The sequence below is a fragment of the Lewinella sp. LCG006 genome (assembly GCF_040784935.1).
In the GTDB taxonomy this organism is placed as follows: Bacteria; Bacteroidota; Bacteroidia; order Chitinophagales; family Saprospiraceae; genus Lewinella.
The window spans coordinates 1,699,453-1,720,682 of record NZ_CP160680.1 but is presented as its reverse complement, the minus strand read 5'-3'; the positions used below and the strand labels follow the sequence as shown (position 1 = coordinate 1,720,682).

At 46.8% G+C, this 21,230-nt stretch carries 17 protein-coding genes; 10 read left to right on the top strand and 7 right to left on the bottom strand.

Features of this window, described 5'->3' with window-relative positions; all coding sequences use genetic code 11:
* Positions 1 to 20 precede the first annotated feature (20 nt).
* Entirely contained in the window at positions 21 to 626 is a 606-nt protein-coding gene (locus AB0L18_RS05730; RefSeq protein WP_367391621.1) for a hypothetical protein, read from the bottom strand.
* 156 nt (positions 627 to 782) lie between these two features.
* On the opposite strand from AB0L18_RS05730, the gene uvrB reads away from it, so the two are divergent.
* The 7 genes from uvrB (at position 783) to AB0L18_RS05695 (ending at position 10,951) form a co-directional block, all read left to right on the top strand.
* Positions 783 to 2,801: an excinuclease ABC subunit UvrB gene (gene uvrB / locus AB0L18_RS05725; protein WP_367391620.1), complete on the top strand. Its 2,019-nt coding sequence runs from the start codon at positions 783 to 785 to the stop codon at positions 2,799 to 2,801.
* 344 nt (positions 2,802 to 3,145) lie between these two features.
* Positions 3,146 to 4,951 carry an FAD-dependent oxidoreductase gene (locus AB0L18_RS05720; RefSeq protein WP_367391619.1) on the top strand — a complete coding sequence of 602 codons (1,806 nt, stop codon included), beginning with the start codon at positions 3,146 to 3,148 and terminating at the stop codon, positions 4,949 to 4,951.
* Positions 4,930 to 6,741, top strand: a complete 1,812-nt coding sequence (locus AB0L18_RS05715; protein ID WP_367391618.1) for a 2-oxoacid:acceptor oxidoreductase subunit alpha — start codon at positions 4,930 to 4,932, stop codon at positions 6,739 to 6,741. The genes AB0L18_RS05720 and AB0L18_RS05715 overlap by 22 nt, the downstream gene beginning before the upstream one ends.
* Before the next feature lie 24 nt (positions 6,742 to 6,765).
* A complete protein-coding gene (locus AB0L18_RS05710) occupies positions 6,766 to 7,818 on the top strand; it encodes a 2-oxoacid:ferredoxin oxidoreductase subunit beta (protein ID WP_367391617.1) in 1,053 nt (350 codons plus the stop codon).
* Positions 7,819 to 7,878: 60 nt separating this feature from the next.
* On the top strand, positions 7,879 to 8,556 hold the full coding sequence (locus tag AB0L18_RS05705) for a hypothetical protein (protein ID WP_367391616.1): 678 nt from the start codon (positions 7,879 to 7,881) through the stop codon (positions 8,554 to 8,556).
* 121 nt (positions 8,557 to 8,677) lie between these two features.
* Positions 8,678 to 10,318, top strand: coding sequence for an NAD+ synthase (locus AB0L18_RS05700; protein ID WP_367391615.1), 1,641 nt, complete (start codon positions 8,678 to 8,680; stop codon positions 10,316 to 10,318).
* A gap of 39 nt (positions 10,319 to 10,357) precedes the next feature.
* Positions 10,358 to 10,951 (top strand): Uma2 family endonuclease, encoded by a 594-nt coding sequence (locus AB0L18_RS05695; protein WP_367391614.1) that lies wholly within the window; start codon positions 10,358 to 10,360, stop codon positions 10,949 to 10,951.
* Here AB0L18_RS05695 and AB0L18_RS05690 read toward each other — a convergent pair.
* From AB0L18_RS05690 to AB0L18_RS05665, 6 genes are all read right to left on the bottom strand, one after another.
* Positions 10,941 to 11,480, bottom strand: coding sequence for a hypothetical protein (locus AB0L18_RS05690; RefSeq protein ID WP_367391613.1), 540 nt, complete (start codon positions 11,478 to 11,480; stop codon positions 10,941 to 10,943). The genes AB0L18_RS05695 and AB0L18_RS05690 overlap by 11 nt on opposite strands.
* A gap of 75 nt (positions 11,481 to 11,555) precedes the next feature.
* Positions 11,556 to 12,731 carry a thioredoxin family protein gene (locus AB0L18_RS05685; protein ID WP_367391612.1) on the bottom strand — a complete coding sequence of 392 codons (1,176 nt, stop codon included), beginning with the start codon at positions 12,729 to 12,731 and terminating at the stop codon, positions 11,556 to 11,558.
* Between the two features lie 93 nt (positions 12,732 to 12,824).
* Positions 12,825 to 13,268, bottom strand: a complete 444-nt coding sequence (locus AB0L18_RS05680) for a hypothetical protein (protein ID WP_367391611.1) — start codon at positions 13,266 to 13,268, stop codon at positions 12,825 to 12,827.
* A 96-nt stretch (positions 13,269 to 13,364) separates the two neighbouring features.
* Positions 13,365 to 14,117 carry a ParA family protein gene (locus tag AB0L18_RS05675; protein ID WP_367391610.1) on the bottom strand — a complete coding sequence of 251 codons (753 nt, stop codon included), beginning with the start codon at positions 14,115 to 14,117 and terminating at the stop codon, positions 13,365 to 13,367.
* Positions 14,118 to 14,202: 85 nt separating this feature from the next.
* Entirely contained in the window at positions 14,203 to 14,901 is a 699-nt protein-coding gene (locus tag AB0L18_RS05670) for an SDR family NAD(P)-dependent oxidoreductase (protein ID WP_367391609.1), read from the bottom strand.
* 46 nt (positions 14,902 to 14,947) lie between these two features.
* Entirely contained in the window at positions 14,948 to 16,564 is a 1,617-nt protein-coding gene (locus AB0L18_RS05665) for a GMC family oxidoreductase (protein WP_367391608.1), read from the bottom strand.
* Positions 16,565 to 16,620: 56 nt separating this feature from the next.
* Here AB0L18_RS05665 and AB0L18_RS05660 point away from each other — a divergent pair, with 56 nt between their 5' ends.
* The 3 genes from AB0L18_RS05660 to AB0L18_RS05650 all read left to right on the top strand — a co-directional run bounded on the left by AB0L18_RS05660 (position 16,621) and on the right by AB0L18_RS05650 (position 21,177).
* Positions 16,621 to 17,529 carry an ROK family protein gene (locus AB0L18_RS05660; RefSeq protein WP_367391607.1) on the top strand — a complete coding sequence of 303 codons (909 nt, stop codon included), beginning with the start codon at positions 16,621 to 16,623 and terminating at the stop codon, positions 17,527 to 17,529.
* A gap of 558 nt (positions 17,530 to 18,087) precedes the next feature.
* A complete protein-coding gene (locus AB0L18_RS05655) occupies positions 18,088 to 18,630 on the top strand; it encodes a hypothetical protein (RefSeq protein WP_367391606.1) in 543 nt (180 codons plus the stop codon).
* 87 nt (positions 18,631 to 18,717) lie between these two features.
* Positions 18,718 to 21,177, top strand: a complete 2,460-nt coding sequence (locus AB0L18_RS05650; protein ID WP_367391605.1) for a CotH kinase family protein — start codon at positions 18,718 to 18,720, stop codon at positions 21,175 to 21,177.
* The last annotated feature ends 53 nt before the right edge of the window (positions 21,178 to 21,230 follow it).

Below are 21,230 nucleotides of genomic sequence, written 5' to 3'. Positions count from 1 at the left end.
TAAAAATTAACCTTGTCGCTTTACGTTGCTCTCTGAAAGCCAATAGGTTGCTGACGTAGAGGCCCCAGTTCGGCTAACAAGACATCCTTTTCTGCTCGTGTTATCGCCTTCATTTCGTGTAGCCATTGGATACGCGAACGACGTTCTTCATCCGTTGTGTCATTGGAGTGATGAAGGTATTGTTGGTGGTAGCATTCCTTAATTCTATCAATAGTGGCAGAGATAAAGTCTTCTACCTGGTCGGCGTTTGGCCGTTCTTGGAGGAAGCCCAATTTTTGTTCCCCACCAATCAGGTAAATCATCCCTGGTTTTTGTTGCAGGAAAGTCCATAGACAGGCCAGCAATGCCACGCTTCCGAGAGCAAAAGCCCAGCCTGGAGCTATCCATTCAACCCCGCTGGCCGAAGCGATCAAGGCGATCAACATGAGCGTAGCGACACCTCCGGATAACCATCGGAGCGCACGGGAATGATGCTCCGTTTTTCGGTACACCTGAAGGCCCAGGTCGAGATAATCAACACTGAATTCCCGCTCGTTTTCAAAATCCCGCAGGTGGACGAGCACGTCATCTTCCCGTAAGGTAAAAGCACGGTAATGAAACCCTTTTTCCTGAATAAGCTGCTGCATAGGAGAGCGATTTTTAGGTGAGTAATAACAGCCGAGATGAGCTGTTTATGAATAACTAAAAATAAAACATTTTTTTGTAAAAGAGGGTTCCCAAAAGCAACTTTTTTTGTTAATTTTAGGTTTGTTTTGTTGAAGTTTTGATAAAAAAAAGTTCGCGTGAGTTTCAAATTAGTTTCCCCTTTTAAGCCGATGGGTGATCAGCCCCAAGCGATTGACCAATTGGTAAATGGTGTGTTGTCTGGAGAACCCGCACAGGTTTTGCTTGGGGTCACTGGGTCTGGTAAAACCTTTACGATGGCAAACTTGATTGCCAAAGCGAACCGGCCTACACTTATCCTGACGCACAACAAAACCCTTACGGCACAGTTGTACAGCGAGTTTAGGGACTTCTTTCCTGATAATGCGGTGGAGTATTTTGTTTCCTACTATGATTATTACCAGCCGGAGGCCTATATTTCTACTTCGGATACTTTTATCGAAAAAGACCTCCAGATCAATGAGGAGGTAGATAAACTTCGCCTGCGTGCCACCTCAAATTTACTTTCCGGGCGAAGAGACATTATCATCGTGGCTTCGGTAAGTTGCATTTATGGTATGGGGAATCCGGAAGACTATAAAAGTGGGATCATTCGGATTCAAGTAGGACAAACGATTTCGCGGAATGGCTTCCTGTACAGTTTGGTCGATAGCTTGTATTCCCGCACGGAAACAGAGTTTAAGCGAGCAACTTTCAGGGTCAAAGGAGATACGGTGGATATCAACTTGCCCTATGTGGAATACGGCTTCCGCGTAACTTTTTTTGGTGATGAAATAGAGGGTATTGAGAAACTGGAAATCTCCAGCGGCAAGCGTATTGAACGCCTGGATCACGCCGCTATTTTTCCTGCCAACCTTTACATCGCTCCCAAAGAACGCCTCAAAGGCATCATCAGCGATATCCAGGATGAACTGCATCTGCAAGAGAAATATTTTGAACGGGAAAACCGCCTTTTGGAAGCGAAGCGAATCAGCGAACGCACCAATTTCGACCTGGAAATGATGAAAGAACTGGGCTACTGCAGCGGTGTAGAAAACTATTCCCGATTCTTCGATCAGCGCAAACCGGGGACGCGCCCCTTCTGCCTGCTCGACTATTTTCCAGAAGATTATCTGATGCTCGTAGACGAAAGCCACGTAACCCTCCCCCAGGTGCGAGGTATGTTTGGCGGCGACCGCGCACGCAAGCTGAGTTTGGTCAATTATGGCTTCCGCCTGCCTTCGGCAATGGACAACCGACCGCTGAATTTTCACGAATTTGAAAGCTTGATCAATCAGGTGGTTTACGTAAGTGCAACCCCCGCCGAATATGAGCTGGAGCAAACTGGAGGTCTGATTGTAGAGCAAATTATTCGTCCGACGGGATTGATTGACCCGCCGATAGAAGTACGCCCGAGTATCAACCAAATTGATGACTTGCTGGAAGAAATAGACGAACGCATTAAGCGTGATGAGCGAACCCTGGTAACCACGCTCACCAAGAGAATGGCCGAGGAGCTGACCAAATACCTGACGAAGTTGCGCATCAAAGTGCGTTACGTCCATTCAGAGGTAGATACCATGGAACGGGTAGAAATTTTGCGGGATTTACGCCTGGGAGAATTCGATGTGCTAGTAGGGGTTAACCTCTTGCGGGAAGGACTGGACTTGCCGGAAGTGAGCTTGGTCGCAATCATTGATGCCGACAAAGAAGGTTTCCTCAGAAATGAACGCTCCCTCACCCAGACCGCTGGGCGTGCTGCCCGGAATTCGAATGGATTGGTCATCTTTTATGCCGATAAGGTAACCGACTCCATGCAACGCACCATCGACGAAACCAACCGCCGCCGGACGATCCAGATGGCCTATAACGAAGAACACGGGATCGTACCCACCACGATGCGCAAGAGCAGGGAAGAAATTCTGGCAAAGCAGTCTATCCTGGATGTACGCGCTGTAGAACAAGCTTACCGCGAACCAGAGAAAGCCAGTCTGGCGGCCGATCCTATCATTGGTTACATGACCAGAGATCAATTGGAAAAAGCCATCGCTGCCACCGAAGGCATGATGAAGAAAGCCGCCAAAGAGCTGGATTTTATCTCTGCGGCCCAGTATCGTGATGAGGTCTTTGCGATGAAAGAACAATTGAAGCGGACCTAAGGGGTCAGGCTGCTTCGCGCCCTGAAGGTAGGACTTGATAACGCTAGTGGAAATGGCTAATGAAATTTTCCAACATCGGGCTTAACCGAGGTTGACCATTGATTCCTAATCGTTCACTATTCTACTATCCTTGCAATAGGTCTTCCTACGGAGCCACTCCAAGTGGCAATGCCATCGTCTGCGCATCTCTTTATAATCGCTATATCTGTTTTGTTTAAAATTCTTATAAATAGTCATTTTGTAAAATAAAATTTTAGTATTTACTTAAATTCGGTTTACTATTTGTTAATTTTATGTAATTGCAAAAGAATACGCTTTGTGTGAGTAAGTAAAAGTTATAGCTTGTGAAACCAACAAATATTCAAGATCCAGAGTATTTCCACAAGGTTGTTGATTGCCAAAAGGCTTGCCCTGCACATACCCCTGTGCCGGAGTATATCAGGCTGATTGCGGCCGAGCGATACACCGAGGCTTACATGGTCAATTGGGAGTCCAATGTATTTCCGGGTATTCTGGGGCGCACCTGTGATCGCCCCTGCGAACCTGCTTGCCGTCGTGGCCGCTTGGAGGGAGAGGAGGAAGAACCAGTAGCTATTTGTCGGCTCAAACGCGTGGCAGCGGATAACAAGGGAGAAGTCAAACACTTGATGCCGCAAGGCCCTTTTGTTCCTAACGGAAAAAAGATAGCCCTCATCGGCGGAGGTCCTGCTTCCCTGACGGTGGCTCGTGATTTGGCTCCATTGGGTTATGAAATCCACTTATATGACGAATGGAACAAAGGTGGTGGGATGATGCGAACGCAGATTCCTGCTTTCCGTTTGCCGGAATCGGTATTGGAAGAGGAGGTCAACTACATCCTCGACATGGGTATTCACACGCATTTCAACACCTATGTTTCTAGCTTGCGCGAAATACTGGCGAAGGATTATGACGCGATTTTTGTGGGAACAGGTGCTCCTCAAGGGCGCAATCTGCCATTACCCGGCCGTGAAGAAGCCGACGCTAATATCCATATCGGGATAGAATGGTTGGCCGGGGTTGCCTTTGAGCACATTAGTAGCATTGGCAAAAAAGTGATTGTGCTGGGCGGTGGCAATACGGCGATGGATTGTTGCCGTACCTCTCGTCGTTTGGGAGGAGAATCGGTAAAGGTTGTCGTTCGTAGCCCTTTCAATGATATGAAAGCCTCTGCCTGGGAAATCAAGGACGCCCAGGGGGAAGATATTCCGATCCTTAACAATATGCCGCCGAAGGAGTTTGTGGTAGAAAATGGTCGCCTGAAAGGTGTCATTTTCAGTCATGTAAAAGCCGAGTATGACGAGAGCGGCAAGCGAAAGCTGATCCCTACGGGCGAACCAGACACCTTTATTGAAGCAGATGATGTGATCATTGCTATCGGTCAAGACAATGCCTTTCCCTGGATTGAGCGCGATCTGGGCTTGGAGTTAGGCAAATGGGATTTACCGGTGGTAGATCGACTCACTTTCCAATCAACCTTGCCACAGGTTTTCTTTGGTGGCGATGCTGCATTTGGTCCGGAAAATGTAATTACGGCTGTAGCTCACGGGCACCAGGCTGCTATTTCTATTGACCTCTTTTGCCGGGGAGAGGATATTCGCACCCAACGGCCTGCTCCTACCACCAATTTGGTGAGCCAGAAAATGGGCATCCACGAATGGATGTATGATAGTAGCGTGGCTGATGATGAACGCTATGATGTTCCTCATGAAGCCAAAGATAAAACGCTGTCCGATCGCAAGGTAGAGGTAGAATTGGGATTCGATACTCGCCTTGGGTACAAGGAAGCCCAACGTTGCCTCAATTGTGATGTGCAAACCGTCTTCAATACCAGCCGCTGTATCGAATGTGATGCTTGTATGGATATTTGCCCTACCTCCTGTATCACGTTTACGACCAATGGAGAAGAAGAAGAATTGCGCCTCCGGCTCAGTGCTCCTGCGATTAATCTGGAGCAAGATCTTTATGTTTCTGAAACGCTCCCAACCCAACGCGTAATGATCAAAGACGAAGATGTCTGTTTGCATTGCGGCTTGTGTGCCGAAAGGTGCCCAACCGCCGCGTGGGATATGCAGAAATTTTTATACCAGGTTACTAAAGCAGGACAGACATGCAGCAGCTTAAAGGCGTAAATGATATTGTAGTCCGTTTTGCCAACGTCAATGGAACGGGCTCTGCCAGTGCAAATACACTATTTGCCAAAGCGATTGTTCGGATGGGGATTCCAGTGTCTCCTAAAAATATTTTTCCCTCCAATATTCAGGGTTTGCCCACTTGGTACGAAGTTAGGGCTAGCGAAAAAGGGTATTTGGGGCGTAGAGATGGCGTTGATGTCATGGTTTGTGTTAATCCACAAAGTATGGCCAAAGATGTGGCCTGCGTTCGGCCAGGAGGCTACTTCATGTATGACAATACGAAGAAACTACCTGAGCAATTCCTTCGGGAAGACATCCATTACATTGGTGTTCCGATGATGCAATTGTCGATCGATGCGTATAAAGATGCTCGGCAAAGGCAGTTGTTCAAGAACATTATTTATGTAGGTGCCCTTTCCCTGCTGCTGGATATCGAATTTAAGGTGCTGGAAGATATGCTTGCTGATCTATTTGCGGGCAAAGAAAAACTGATTCCGCTCAATATTCAAGCCCTTGAATTGGGACGGAACTATGTCCGCGAGCATTATGAATACCCCTTGCCCATTCGTCTGGAGCGTCGTGATAAGGTTGGAGATCATATCATGATCGACGGCAATACTGCTTGTGGCTTGGGAGCTATTTATGCCGGAGCTACGGTAGTTGCCTGGTATCCTATCACACCCTCCACTTCGGTCGCCCAGGCTTTTGAACAATACGCCAATCAACTACGTATTGACCCAGTTACGGGCAAAAAGAAATTTGCCATCATTCAGGCCGAAGATGAATTGGCGGCGATGGGCATGGTGATCGGTGCTTCCTGGAACGGAGCTCGCTCCTTTACCGCTACCAGTGGCCCCGGTGTTTCACTGATGAACGAATTTATTGGTTTGGCGTACTTTGCCGAGATTCCGGTGGTGCTCATCAATGTCCAGCGCGGTGGGCCTTCCACGGGCATGCCTACGCGTACCCAGCAAGCCGATATACTCTCGACGGCTTATGCTTCGCACGGTGATACCAAGCATGTGCTATTGTTGCCTTGTAACCCTAAAGAGTGTTTTGAAATGACGGCTGATGCCTTCGATCTGGCTGACCGCCTGCAAACGCCCGTGATGGTCATGACCGACCTGGACCTGGGCATGAACGACCACTTGTCGCCACCGCTAGCCTGGGATGACAGCAGACAATATGATCGCGGAAAAGTTTTAACGGCGGAGGATTTGGAAAAAGTAGAAGAATTTGGTCGGTACCTCGATGTAGATGGTGATGGTATTCCCTACCGTACCTTCCCTGGTACACACCCCACCAAAGGTTCCTTCTTTACAAGGGGGACAAGTAAGAACGAATATGCTCGCTATACCGAAGACGGAGCCGATTATGTACGCAATGTAGACCGGCTGCTCAAAAAATGGGATACGGCAAAGCGTTACGTCCCCGCAGCCGAATTTTACCAAGAAGGCAAGCAAAGTGATGCGGGTATGATCTTTTTTGGCACCACCACTTATGCCGCCCTGGAAACCATGGATCAACTGATTGAGGACGGAATGCCGATTGATGCGATGCGGCTCAAAGCATTTCCTTTTGGTCCAGAGGTCGAACAGTTCATCGAAGAGCACGAAAAAATCTTTGTGATTGAGCAAAACCGTGATGGACAAATGCGAAAACTATTGATCAATGAATTAGAAACGCATCCACGAAAATTGGTGCCCGTACTCAATTACGATGGTATGCCCATTACGGCTGCTAAAATCCGGGAATTTGTGGTAGAAGCACTTTCCGTAGAAAGTTAATTCCTGACGCTAAAAAAAAGAACCATGTCATACATCCGCCCAAGCTTCCGACATCCACTATTGCCCAAAAACGAGGTTGGTTTTACCAAAGCTGATTACGAAGGCGTTATTTCTACGCTTTGCGCAGGCTGTGGTCACGACTCTGTCAGTGGAGCCATCGTGCGAGCCTGTTATGAGATGGCTATTGAACCACATCGGGTAGCAAAATTGTCGGGTATTGGTTGTTCCTCAAAAACGCCTACTTACTTCCTGCGGCAATCGCATGGCTTCAACACGGTACATGGCCGCATGCCATCGGTAGCTACCGGAGCATACATGGCCAATCGGGACTTGATCTACGTGGGCGTCTCCGGTGATGGCGATTCGGCTTCCATCGGTTTGGGGCAGTTTGTCCACGCTATTCGGCGCAACCTCAACATCGTTTACATACTGATGAATAACGGATGCTATGGCCTCACCAAAGGGCAGCATTCTGCCACGGCTGATGAAGGCTCCAAGACCAAGGACGGCGTTTCGAATCCTTTCCCAGCCATTGATTTGGCAAGTATGGCACTGGAGTTAGGCGCAACCTTTGTAGGACGTAGTTTTTCTGGTGATAAAACGCAGTTGATCCCGCTGATCCAGGCGGCTATCTCGCATCCCGGTTTCGCGTTCCTGGATGTGCTTTCACCTTGTGTGACCTTCAACAATAAACCCAGCTCAACCAAATCTTATGATTTTGTGCGGGCGCATCAGGAGGCCACCTCCACCATTGATTTTGTTCCTCACAAAAAAGAAATCCTTACAAACTATGCAGCAGGAGATGCTAAGCAAGTGAAGCTGCACGACGGTTCTTATGTTCAGCTCCGCAAGCTGGCGGCCAATTGGGACCCTACCGACCGTTCCTCTGCCATGGATCGCATACGTAGCGCAAAGTCAAATGACGAGATACTAACGGGCTTACTTTACATCGACCAGGAAAGCAGAGACCTCCATGAATTGGAACAGACCGTAAGTCGCCCACTGAACAGCTTAACCGAAGTGGATCTTTGTCCTGGCTCAAAGGCGTTGGAGAAGATTAATGCTGCATTCAGGTGAGAAAGCCCACTATTTGCTTAACTTATCGCTTTTTGGGTAGCTTGTAAAAACACCTCAATAGTGGATAACCAGATCATCACAAAAGCAGAATACAATCAAGCGCTTGATCATTTATACGAATTAGAACTCAAACCACTTGGGTTTAAGAAAAATGGAATACACTACTACTTGGTCAAAGGTGATCTGGTCTTTCATATTCAGAATGGTTGGAAACACCGTCCGCTGACCTATTTGGCGTTTTCTAAGACCTGGATGAGTTTCCAGAAGGATGAGCACGGTAAGCTAAGTGTTCCAAAATATATCAATAGATTCCCTTTCAGTATTTCCGTAGAAATGCTCCGTCGCCAGCTGAAAAAGTACGACGATATCTATGATTTTGATTACCACACCAATTTCTACGATAGGATCAATACCAAAATAAGTAACAAAGATTTCTTTTTGAAAACCCAGTACCAGCGGTTGTCACTAGCTTATGCTTTTTATGTAATTGATGTGATTAAGAACGAAGGGATGAGACTGGCTGATCAATTGACTACTCGCCATTTGTACTGGAGTTTGATCAATTACGAGGCTTATCATTCCACCCTCTACAACGCGTTTTTTTTGGAAAGAATGAATCAAATGAAAGAGGAACTGAGGGGGAAACTATTGGAAAAAGGGGAGGAACTGCCCTCAAGGAAAATTGCTGCCTGGGATGATTTCTGGCTCCAAAGGGCGGTGAGGAAGGGGGGATCGTAATGGAAGTGTTTAGGGAGTTTTTAAAAAATACTTAGTTTTGTTTTTAAACTAAGTCGTCGCTTTCCTTGTTTATATCCTGGAACAAGACTTATCTTTACCGATAATAAACATTACCCTTCCTATGAAAATAGCTATTGCGCAAATCAACCTTCACATTGGGAATTTTTCTGGCAACCTCGCACGTATGCGTAAGGCTATTGCGGAAGCAAAAGCACAGGGAGCAGATATTGTACTCTTACCAGAGTTATCCACCGTAGGTTATCCTCCCCGTGATTTTTTGGAGTTTCAAGATTTCATTGCGCAAGCAGAAGGCGTTGTAGAGGCATTGAAAGCAGACGCGCAAGGCATAGCGGTAGTATTAGGATCACTGACGGTAAACCCCGTTCCTGAAGGGAAAGATCTCTATAATTCTGCCTACTTTTTGGCGGATGGGGAGGTACTGGCTGTACAGCATAAAACGCTCTTGCCGACCTACGACATCTTTGATGAATACCGCTATTTTGAGCCAGCTCACGAATGGCAAATTGTGGAGTACAAAGGCCAGCGCATAGCCCTCACGATATGTGAAGACATCTGGAATGTGGGGAATGAAAACCCGCTGTATAAGGTTTGTCCCATGGATGAGTTGATCGGTCAAAAGCCTGATTTTATGCTCAACCTTTCGGCATCGCCTTTCTCTTTTGACCATGCCAAGGATCGGGTACACGTTTTGCGTGCGAATGTGGAACGCTACGATTTGCCCATCTTTTACACCAATATTGTTGGCGCACAAACCGAAGTCATATTCGATGGTGGATCATTGGTGATGTCTCCTAATGGAGAAGTCTATGACGAGCTTCCTTACTTTGAGGAGTGTGTCCGCACCTATGAGTTGGGCGATGTAAAGGCATGCAAATCTCCCAAAGGCGAGCAGCCGCGCGATAAGATGACTTTGATCCACGACGCCATCGTGATGGGGCTAAGGGATTACTTTGGTAAACTTGGCTTCAAGCGCACCATCCTCGGCCTTTCCGGAGGGATTGATTCGGCGGTGGTAGCGGTACTCGCAGCTCGGGCGCTAGACCCAGATAACGTGCGCTGTATATTGATGCCCTCCCAGTTTAGCAGCGACCATTCGGTGAACGATGCACGTCAGTTGGCGGAAAATTTGGGCGCTCAGTACGATATTATTCCGATAGAAAGCATTTACGAAAGTTATCAGGAAGCGCTGCGTCCTCATTTCTGGGGCAAGGATTTCAATATTACCGAAGAGAACCTACAGGCGCGTACCCGTGGGATGTTGTTGATGGCTTTCAGCAATAAATTCGGCAATATCTTGCTCAATACGTCCAACAAAAGCGAAATGGCAGTAGGGTATGGTACCCTCTATGGTGATATGTGTGGCGGACTGAGTGTGATCGGTGATTTGTATAAAACAGAGGTCTTTGAACTGGCTCGTTTTATGAACAAAGATGGGGAGGTAATTCCTGAAAATATCATCACTAAACCACCTTCAGCAGAGCTTCGTCCAGATCAAAAAGACAGTGATAGCCTACCTGATTACGCCATCCTGGATGAGGTGCTGTTTCAATACATTGAAAAAAGAAAAGGTCCTAAAGAAATCATTGCGCAGGGATTTGACGAGGCCTTGGTGCGCCGCATTCTGCGCCTCGTAAACATCAACGAGTTCAAGCGCTACCAGACCGCCCCCGTACTCCGTGTAAGCAACAAAGCCTTCGGGATGGGCCGCCGTTTGCCGATAGTGGCGAAGTATTTAAATTGATAGTATCTTTATAGTACTGTATCATTTCATAGAAAAATCATGGGAGAACCAAAATTAGCATATCATACCATCGAAGAATATCTGGCACAAGAAGAAATTGCCGAATTCAAAAGCGAATATGAAGATGGCACTATTCGGGCGATGAGTGGTGGAAGTTTAGATCATAGCATCATTGGTGGGAACATTATTACCCAGCTGCAATCGCAGATTAAAAAGAAGGGGTTAAATTGTATTCCATTCAATGGAGACGCCAGAGTTTATATTGATAACGCTAATTCTTTTGTCTACCCAGATGCTTCGGTGACTTGTGGAGATGTAGAAGTAAGCGAAGAAGACAAAAATGCTTACACCAATCCCATTTTGGTAGTAGAAGTGCTCTCAAAATCTACCGGGAGCTACGATCGGGGGGACAAATTTCATAAGTACTGTTCGCTCCCTTCTTTTAAAGAATACGTATTGATCGATCAATACAAGCCAGTCGTGGATGTACTCTACAAAGAAGGGAGCGATTATTGGAAAATGGTCACCACTATTGGATTAGATAAAAGCATTTATCTGCATACCTTGGATACTTATATTAGTATGCAGGACATCTACCAGAACGCCCGCGAATTGCAGGAGCCTAATTTTTAGGTAAATACTTTGTCGGTAAAGGTAGTGCTTCCGTCTCGGCGAGCCAGTAAATGTGCATCACCCACCAGCGCTTGCCATCATTGAGCAGTTGGATACTGTTGATCCCTCTCGCAAAGGGCGTTTCATCGGTTTTAGACCGATAGGATTCGTAGGTGCTGAACACGTGTACCAGGGAGCCATATTCTGCCACCTCACGATGGATTTCTACTTCGTAGAAGCCATTTTCTTCGAGCCATTTGCCGGAACGCTCCACGTATTCTTGGGGGCTCATTATTCGGTAACCTACTTCTCCCTCGTTGCTTTTGCCGGTTGGGATCAGACGTGCCTCTTTGGTGAAAAGATGGTTGAAACGGTCCCAGTCGCGAGCTTCCCCTTTTTCGCCAGAAATTGATGCGTAAAGGGCTTCTAAAATGTTATCCAGGCTGGCAACATCTTCAGCGTACTTTTCTGTGTTAGGTGTATCCATATCGGTCTGCGCAGACAGGAAAGGTGTAAAAGACAGCAGGAAAAATAAGGGTAAATATTTCATGGTAAGGGTTTTAATAAGAAAGGCCCGTTGAGCATTCATCAACCGGCCTTTCCTGATTGTTTTAGGAACAAGTACTTAGCCTTGTCTTTCTAATGTTTCGATGAAGGCGGTAAGCATTCGCACGGCATTGGGGGTATCAGCTTCAGCGAGTACCAGTGCCTTGCGGGCCGCGGCCAATGCTTGCTTGGTGTTCCCCATTTTATTCTCTACAATGGCCAAAGTATAATAATGACGGAAGGTGTCACTGTTGTACTTGATGGCTTCGGTAGCTGCATACTGCGCCACATCAAGGACATCCTTGTCGGCTTCAAAATCGTTGGCTATGCGTAGGGCAAACTCATTGAGTTTCGTTGCATCGCCAGCAATAATGTCTTTGGCATAACCGCGGGCTGCTTTGGCAAAAGTCTTTCCATCCCTGTGCGCAAGGGCATAGGCCATTTCTGTATCGTACTTGAATTTTTCCGCTTTCTCAGGATAGTATTGCTCAATTTTTCCCCATGCTTCTTCGAGCAGATCGACACTGCTGTATTCGATCGATTTGGTGGCGGTAGCCTGACAAGCTGAAAAAACCTGGCTGTAATAGAGGTCTTCAGAATTGGCAGCAATGATTTCTTTTTTGTGCTCCGTCATCATGGTGAAAATGCGGCTATCGGCTTCGGTAGCTGCCAGCATGATAAACTGCAAGTTCTCAGGGCTGTTGAGGTCTTCCTGGCTGCGGAGGTAGTCATTGGCAACCTTCAAATGAGATTCTCCATTACGAATCAGCGAACGGACATATTTGTAAACCAGTTCTGGGCTACGGTCGCCATCAGCGTATTGTTCGGCATAGTCTCCTGTTGGTTCGGATAAAGCGAGGGCTTTTTCTCCGGTACTGATGAATTGATCTACACTCTGTGCGCCCTTTACGCTTTGAACAACTTCGCCGTCGGGGCTAATGTAATAAAGCGTAGGGAAGGCCGCTACCGGGTACCGCGCTCTGAAAGCAGCATTCTCAGGTGCCTCCATGTCGAGCTTAAGGGAAATGAAATTGCGGTTGTAAAAAGCACCTACCTGGGGGTCGGGAAAAACGTCAGCAGCCATTCGCTTACACGGGCCACACCAAGTGGCGTAGGCATCTACAAAAATGAGTTTGTCCTGGTTGCGGGCTTGCTCTAAAGCAGCTTCCCACTCCCCTTTAAAGAAATCAATGCCTTGCGCGGTCGTCGTCATGCTAAGACTTAGGCACAAGCTAAGTAAAAGGATATTTTTCATTGGAAGAGTTATTTCAATGGTAAGATATGCACAGGCATCAATTTGCTGCCTGATCAAAGATACGATTTCCTGAGTTGTCTTGGAAATTTAAGACTATTTACGTTCCTGCAAGTAGCGTTCGATCAGTTGGTTGATCAAATCTTTGAGGTAGACGCCTTCTCTTTCGGCAATCTCCTTGAGTTTGCTGAGCTGTTGCTTGTCAAAAGCCAGCGTAAGCCGCCGCTTCTCCGATAGCGTAGGCCGATTTTTTGGAGGAGCATCGGTCGTTTGGCGAATAAGCAAATCCAATCCAGCTAGACGTTTCCCTTTTTTAGAAGTGCTACTGTCATTTTGATCGGAAGCATCCTCGTTCTCGAAGGCTTCTGCCAGGAAGGCATCCAGTTGGGACGCAAACCCTTTGTTACTCTTCTTTTCGTCGTCCCTTTGAGCGGTTCCCGGCTTGGTTTCCTCTGGAAAAAGAGAGAGTGATTCCTTCGGCGGTCCGCTGGTGCCGCCAAAGAGACTGTCTAATCCTTCCGTGAAGCGCTTTTTAGCCAAAATGAACGATTTTTAAAGATATTGCTAGGCTACCTTTTTTACAGGCAACTTAAATATAACGGTATTTTGATGTACTTCGGTTTCCTTAGCGGGAAATTACTTGTTGGAACGTACGATTATCTCCTGTGCCAATTCAAGATAATCCTGCGCGCCGGGGCTGTTTCGGTTGTAAGCAAAAATATCTTTTCGTTGGGCCGGAGCTTCCGCCAAGGCAACATTATCCCGGATATAAGTATCGAACACCAGCGGCCCGAAATATTTTTTTATCGTTTCCACCACATCCCGATTCAGTACTTTTCTGGCATCATACATCGTGGCCATCACTCCTCCAATCTCCAGTCCTTTGTTCAGGCGTAAGCGAACTTTCTGGATGACTTGTTTGATTTTTGCCAGACCCTGCATCGCCAGAAACTCCGTTTGTAGAGGAATAATGACGTAGTCACTTGCCGTAAGGGCATTCAGCGTGAGCAGCCCCAAAGAAGGAGGGCAATCGATCAGAATGAAATCATAATCTTCCCGAAAGGGCTCAAAAACCTCGCGGAGAATGTACTCCCGACCCGCTTCATTGATCAGCTCCATTTCAGCACTGGATAAATCCAGTGTAGAGATGATCACATCAAGCCCTGGCTTCACCGTGTAAGGCGTTGCTTCCGACTCGCCACGGATGGCCTCGTAAATAGTAACGGGTTGTCTTGGAATACCGAGTGAAAGGGTCAGGTTGGCTTGGGGGTCGAGGTCTACCAAGAGTACCTTTTTACCCAATTCTACCATTCCAGCACCAATGTTAATGGTACTAGTGGTTTTTCCTACTCCTCCTTTATGATTTAACAGCGAAATTATCTTTCCCATACTTAATTTTACCCAATCACTTGTTTCCATCAAATAACCAGGACGCTAAGGTAAGGAAAAAGAAGACAAATATTTTTTTGAGTATTTAAATGGTGCTTTTCCCACCGTCGATACCAATGACTTGACCTGTGACGAAACCAGCATCATCACTGAGGAGGTATTTGGCTAGTTTGGCAACTTCCATTGCTGTCGCTACCTTTTGCAGCGGATGGCGTTCGGCCATCGCTTTTCGTTTCTCGTCGTTGGCCAACAGCTGGGCTGCTAGTGGCGTGTCTGTAAGGCTGGGAGCCAATGCATTAACACGAATTTTTGGCGCCCATTCTGCTGCCAGTGAGCGGGTAAGCCCTTCTATAGCACCCTTCGCCGCAGCCACCCCAGCGTGGAAGGCCATACCGCGTTGTACCGCAACGGTACTAAAGAGAACGACCGCTGCCTGATCGGCTTTTTTGAAAGAGCGTTCTACGGCTTGCAGGCAGCGAACAGCTCCGATGAGATTGATCTCCATTTCTTCGCGAAACTGTTCAGGCTTGAGCCCTCGAAATGGCTTGAGGTTGATACTGCCGGGGCAGTACGCAAAGCCATGTAGTGTTTCTGGTAAATCTTGGCTAGGAAGCTCGTCGGTTAATACATCAACAGCGAAATGATGTACCCCTGGCAAAGCTGCCAGGTCACGTTCTTCCCGCGACCAAACGTAGACGTTGTCGCCTGCCGCTAATAATTCTTCTACCAATGCGAATCCAATGCCGGAACTCCCACCAACTACAAGGATATTTCTATTTGCCATGCTTCTTTTTTTAATCGTACATGCAACAGCAAAGGCTACGTCTTGTTCATCTTTTTTTGATCATATCCGCCGCTTTCTCGGCAATCATGATGACGGGAGCATTGGTGTTGCCTCTCACAATTCGGGGCATGATAGAGGCATCGACTACCCGGAGGCCTTCAATGCCGTGGATCCTTAGTTCGTGATCTACTACGGCCATTTCATCTACACCCATTTTACAAGTACCTACAGGGTGATAGATGGTTTCTACACTGCGGCGGATATGTTCGGCCCAGGCCTCATCGGAAGAGCTGTCGAGCGGAGCCACTTGTTCTTTACGTAAACCTTTAAAGGCATCATCATGCAGAATTTCCAGCGCTTTTTTACCTGCTTTGATAAGATGGAGAAGGTCGGCTTCTTCGCTGAGAAAATTGGGCTGAACGAGCGGGGCACGCTTCGGATTGGCATCCTGCAAGCTTACGTAGCCAATACTTTTGGGCAATAGCAAACTGGGAAGAATAGTGAAACCGTCTTCCTGTCGGGGTAAAGTATTCATATCATAGAAATCGTAGTCATACCCCTTGCCACCGTGTAATGGGGCAAAGTGAAATTGGGTGTCTACGGTGGCCCCAGGATCGTCAGCGTTGAAAAAAGCGACGGCTTCCAGGGGGCCTATCGTCAGTGGACCTTTCTTATGGGCCAGCCACTGCCAGGCAGCTTTAGCCATGGAGAAGGGTCGGGTAACATGGTTCAATCCCTGCCGCTGCTGGGTGGTAGCACTGACGGCGTAGAAGAGGTGATCTTGGAGGTTTTTCCCTACACCCGGAAGCTCATGCTTGCACGCAATACCTTGTTTATCCAACACTTCAGGGTCGCCAATGCCGGAAAGCATAAGCAACTGAGGGGAACTGAAAGCACCTGCGCAAAGTATCACTTCTTTGGCTTTCAACTCCATTATGTGGCCTTTCTTTACTTCTGCTTTTACGCCTACCGCTCGGTCGTTTTTCAGGATGATTTCGAGCACCTGAGCATCGGTGATGACGACCAGATTCGACCTTTTCTTGATTGGATGCAGGAAAGCGGTGGCGGTACTTTGCCGTTTGCCCTGTTTGATGTTGAACTGGAAGAAGGAAGCTCCCGCTTGTTCCTCTCCGTTGTAGTCATTGTTCCGAGCGATACCCTGATGGCCACAAGCCTCTAAAAAAGCAGTGGCATAAGGGGTTTGAAAACGGTCTGCAAAGCTTACGTGCAAGAGACCACCAGTAGCGTGATATCCTGCATCGAGTTGGTCGAGCTGGGCATTGTCTTCTGATTTTTTGAAATAGGGGAGTACTTCGTCAAAACGCCAGCCATTATTCCCCAAAGCCGCCCAGTGGTCATAATCGGCTCGGTTGCCCCGAACATAGGCCATGGCATTGGTGCTACTACAGCCGCCTAGTGTTTTACCTCTGGGGAGGTACATCCTTCGGCCACCAACATGGGGTTGAGGCTCCGACCAGTAAGACCAATCAACGGAAGAGTGAAATAACTTGCCGTAAGCTCCTGGAATGGTAATATTTGGTAGGAGGTCAGGCTGTCCTGCTTCTAGAAGTAAAACTTTGGTAGCAGGATCTTCGCTGAGGCGATTTGCCAAGACACATCCGGCAGAACCCCCTCCAATAATGATATAGTCTGGGAGAGTCATAAAAAGCTTTTATATTTAATCAACTTACAAAAAGCATGAAATAAAAATAAGGATCTATGGGCAAAGTATTGTTTGGAATTGACTTAGGAGGTACAAAAATCGAAGCGGCAGCTTTAAATCAGGATGGTACCGTACTCAGCAGGCGTCGCCTGCCCACCGAACGTGAAAAAGGTTATGAGCATATTATCGGGCAGGTAAAACGCGTGCTGGAGCTGGTGAGCGAAGAAGTAGGTGAGGCACCAACTAAACTAGGTATTGGTACGCCAGGTGCAATTGATCCTCCGACGGGATTGATGAAAAATAGTAATACCACCGTCCTAAATGGGAAACCTTTTGCGAAAGACTTGGAAAAGGCACTAGGGATTTCCGTTGTGATGGCCAATGATGCCAATTGTTTTGCTATCGCTGAAACTTTGCTGGGAGCTGGCAAAGCGTACGCCACGGAAGATCACCTGATCTTTGGTGTTATTATGGGTACTGGCGTCGGTGGTGGGATAGTCATCAACGGAAAGATTTGGAATGGTGCCCAGGGTATTGGTGGTGAATGGGGACACAGCTTTTTGGACCACTCCGGCGGCAAGTGTTACTGTGGGCAAGTAGGTTGTGTGGAAATGTTGATTTCAGGGACGGGGCTGGAACGTTACTATCAGCAAACGACCGGACAGGAACGTAGGTTGTCAACCATGATCAGTGAATATAATGCTGGTACTATGGATGAGTATGTTAACGCTACGGTCAACCGAATGATTCATTTTTTTGGCCGCGGGCTAGCCAATGTGATTGATATTCTTGATCCTACGGCAATTATTCTAGGGGGAGGATTGTCAAATATTGATCTTTTGTACACAGAAGGTGTAGAGAGTATTCGTAAACAAGTTTTTAACCCACGCCTTGATACGCCTATCCTTAGACCCCTTCTGGGAGATAGTGCAGGCGTGTTTGGTGCGGCGATGTTGGTGAGGTAAAATGGAGAGCTACAGGATAATAAAACCAGGACGCTCTGCTTTTGGGAAAGCTATTGAAAATTTCGTTTTCAGGTATTTTTGTCTGATAAATGGCAAAATTGGTAGATAATGTCCAACAAAAGTGGTGTTTCGGAAGTATACTGTGTGAAGAAACTGTTAAAGATGGTTTCTTCGTGCAACGCTTCCTACTGCAGGTGCGTCTATAGGGAAAATAAGTGACGGAACCAAAATAACTGATTCCATTTTTGATTCGCTAAAATTTTCTAAGCAAGCAACTAAAAGGAGCTTGCGTGAAAATATTCGCGAATCGTTGGAAAAAATGGAATCAGTTATTTCCGTCAAATTACTAAATAAAAAATTCCCCTGTATATTTTTACACAAAGGAATTCCTTAATAAGAACTATTGAGCGTTTTTTCATACTAGTCCATTACGGTCGTCGCATTGAGTGACGACCTTTTTTTTGCTCTATAGTCTCGTCTATTGCCCTCAAAAATAATAAATTCACAATAATTTAACCTGTTTCATTGCTATATTCAAAGAATTAATTTACGATGGCTATGAAAAAAGTCTTCCTTTTCTTTACGCTGGCCCTTTCTTGGGACTGTTTGTCAGGGCAGCAACTGACAGCCGTAGCTACACAGTGGAATGACAGCTTCGCGGAGTGGATCATCTACACCAGTGTGGAAGGCGAAGAAGGGACCCTTCGCTTGCGTTGGAGCAGCCAGGGGGATTGGACCCAGTGGGATTACCGAATTGGAGAATGGACGGGTAAGCTAAAGACCAAGTGGCCAGAAAGAATTGACCAATGGGAAGCCAGGGGTGAAAATATCATTATTGACGCCCGTACCATCTGGCGCGATAATTTCCGTGAGTGGAGAATTAGCCGCCCCGGAGGTGAGGAGTACAAATGGCAATCTCGCTACAGCAATGTCCTCGATGAATGGGTGGTGGATAGTGAGAAATACGGCTACTTTGAGATGTATACAGCTTTTGCCGGTGATCCTCGGGAGTGGATCATCGTAGACGAATTGGATGCTAGCCTACCTGAGAAAATGATGTTGGTTTTCCTCACGATCATTAATAGCACACCAAAGCAGTAAGGCTCCCGACAAAACTAAGCTTGAGCTTGTTGTAAATGAGCTTGTCTCAATGATTTCCGGGAACTTAGTTCTCAAATACCTTTACCTATGTGTTGTCACCGAGCGCTCTTGTTTTTTGTGATGCTAAGTGGATTAACAGCAGAAACGCTGTCGGCCCAGGTGTTGATTAATGAAATATGCGCTAGTAACAATGCCTCTATTGAAGATGAATTTGGAGCGTTTCCCGACTGGATAGAACTTTATAATGCCGGAGAAAACGCGTTGAATCTAGCCGGTTATTCTCTGAGCGATGATCCCGCCGATCCGGCGAAATGGTCGTTTCCTGAAATCATCCTTGAGCCGGATGACTGGTTGCTTGTTTTTGCTTCTGATCGAAATGTAGTGGCCACCAACCCCCACACCAATTTTAAGCTATCAGCCAGTGGTGAAAATGTCGTTTTAAGTAATCCTGCTGGGCTTATTGTTGATCAACTCAATTTCCCCGCTTTATCAGAAGATCAAAGTTACGGTCGCTTGTTGGATGGTTCTTCTCAATTAGCACTTTTTACCGTTCCAAGTCCGGGCAGTACTAACAATGATGCCATCGGAAGCGGCTTTGCCAATTCGCCGGAATGGATAACCAAGGGGCATTTTTTTGCAACGGCTAAAACGATTCAACTTAGCCATTCTAACCCGGAAGCCATGCTGTTTTTTACCCGTGATGGAAGTATTCCAGATACTTCTTCCGAACGGTATACAGGTGCCCTACAGTTGGATACCACAACTGCTTTAAGGGTGGTCGCAATAGTTCCTGACTTACTGCCTTCTCCTGTAATAAGTCGTACTTTTTTTATCAATGAAGACCATCAACTACCCATCATGTCGGTGATAGGGACGCCAGAGGATCTATGGAGTTGGGAAAGGGGAATATTAGTAGATGGAGGGCCGAATGCTGAAGAAGCATGGCCTCATTATGGCTCCAATTATTGGTCGGAAGAAGAACATCCTATCCATACCGAATTTTTTACCGCTGATCGGGAATTGGGCATTGCCTTTGAAGCTGATACCAAAGTTCATGGTGGGCGAGGTGCCCGAACCAACCCCATGAAGCCTCTCCGAATATTGGTCAAGAAAAAATATGGTAGTAGCACGGTGAATTACCCATTTTTCCCCGATCGCGAGCGTACCACCTACAAACGACTCATCTTGAGGAATGCAAGTGGTGATTACAATAATGCGCATTTCCGGGATGCTTTTCTTGCCCGTTATTTTATTAAGAATAATTTAAACCTGGATGTAATGGCCCATCGTCCGGTAGTATTGTACGTCAATGGAGCGTTTTATGGCGTAGCCAATTTGCGGGAAAAATCAGATGAATATTACCTGTTGCATAACTATGGTGTCGCTACCGATCAAGTAGATTTGTTGGAAGAAGATACGACGGTAGTATTGGGTGATTTTGTCGCCTTTGACAGTATGTATCAATACGTAATGGCTACAGATTTAAGGGAAGAAGCCAATTTTCAGCAAGCAGCTGCTTATTTTGATGTAGAAAATATTGCGGAAGGCTTTATCGTGCAATCTGGGCTTAACAATGGCGACTGGTTGCACAATAACATCAAGTACTGGCGAGAAAGAAGCCCCGAGGCACGTTGGCGCTACCTTATTTTTGATCTGGATATTGCCATGGGACGACACGGCTGGTCTGCTTATTACCAAAACAACCTGGATAGCTTACTCACGCCGCTGGTAGGAAGCAACAAACACGTTGACCTTTTTCTGAAACTATTGGAGAATGATAACTATCGCCATTATTTTATAAATCGCTATGCCGATCTTTTTAATACCATTTTTCGTCCTGAAATATTCCGCAGAGAGGTTGACCAGACTGTGGCAGAAATAGCGACGGAGATGCCCCGCCATTTTGATCGGTGGGGTTGGCCAGGTTATGATCTTTGGGCCAACGAACGTATACCTGTGCTTTATGAATATTTGGAAAATCGCCCCGAATATGCTCGTGAAGATGTCAGGGATTATTTTGGTTTACCCAATGAAGTAAAACTGCGTTTGCAGACCTACCCTCCCGGTGCAGGTACCATTCAGATTAGTACCATAGAGGCAGATGAACTTCCCTGGGAAGGATTCTATTTCAACGGCGTGCCAGTACGATTGACGATTAAACCTTACCCGGGCTATCAGTTTCAGCACTGGCAATCGGAAAAGACCATAATCAGCCCAGACCCAGCGATCAGTATTCGCTATAATTTTGAGGAGGACGATGAGATAGTGGCCTACTTTTCGGATGCGCCAACGGAGCCGCAGATGGAAGCCTACGTCAATAGTGAGCAGGAATTACAGGTTGGGCTTACGCTCCCTGATGCGGATGAAGTGAGTTTTAGCTTGTTTGATACTCAAGGGCGTCTCTTGCAGCGTTTTCCAGAAGCCTATCTGCCTACGGGCTATAACGCACGAAATTTACCTATTCCTGCATTGCCAATGGGCGTATACATCCTCACTGCTAGCGGTAAAAGCACCCATGTGAGTGTGAAATTTGTATCCACGAATTGATTGCGTGTTTTCGTCCATTAGTGCCAGGTGTAGATTCATTGCTATCTTGGAAA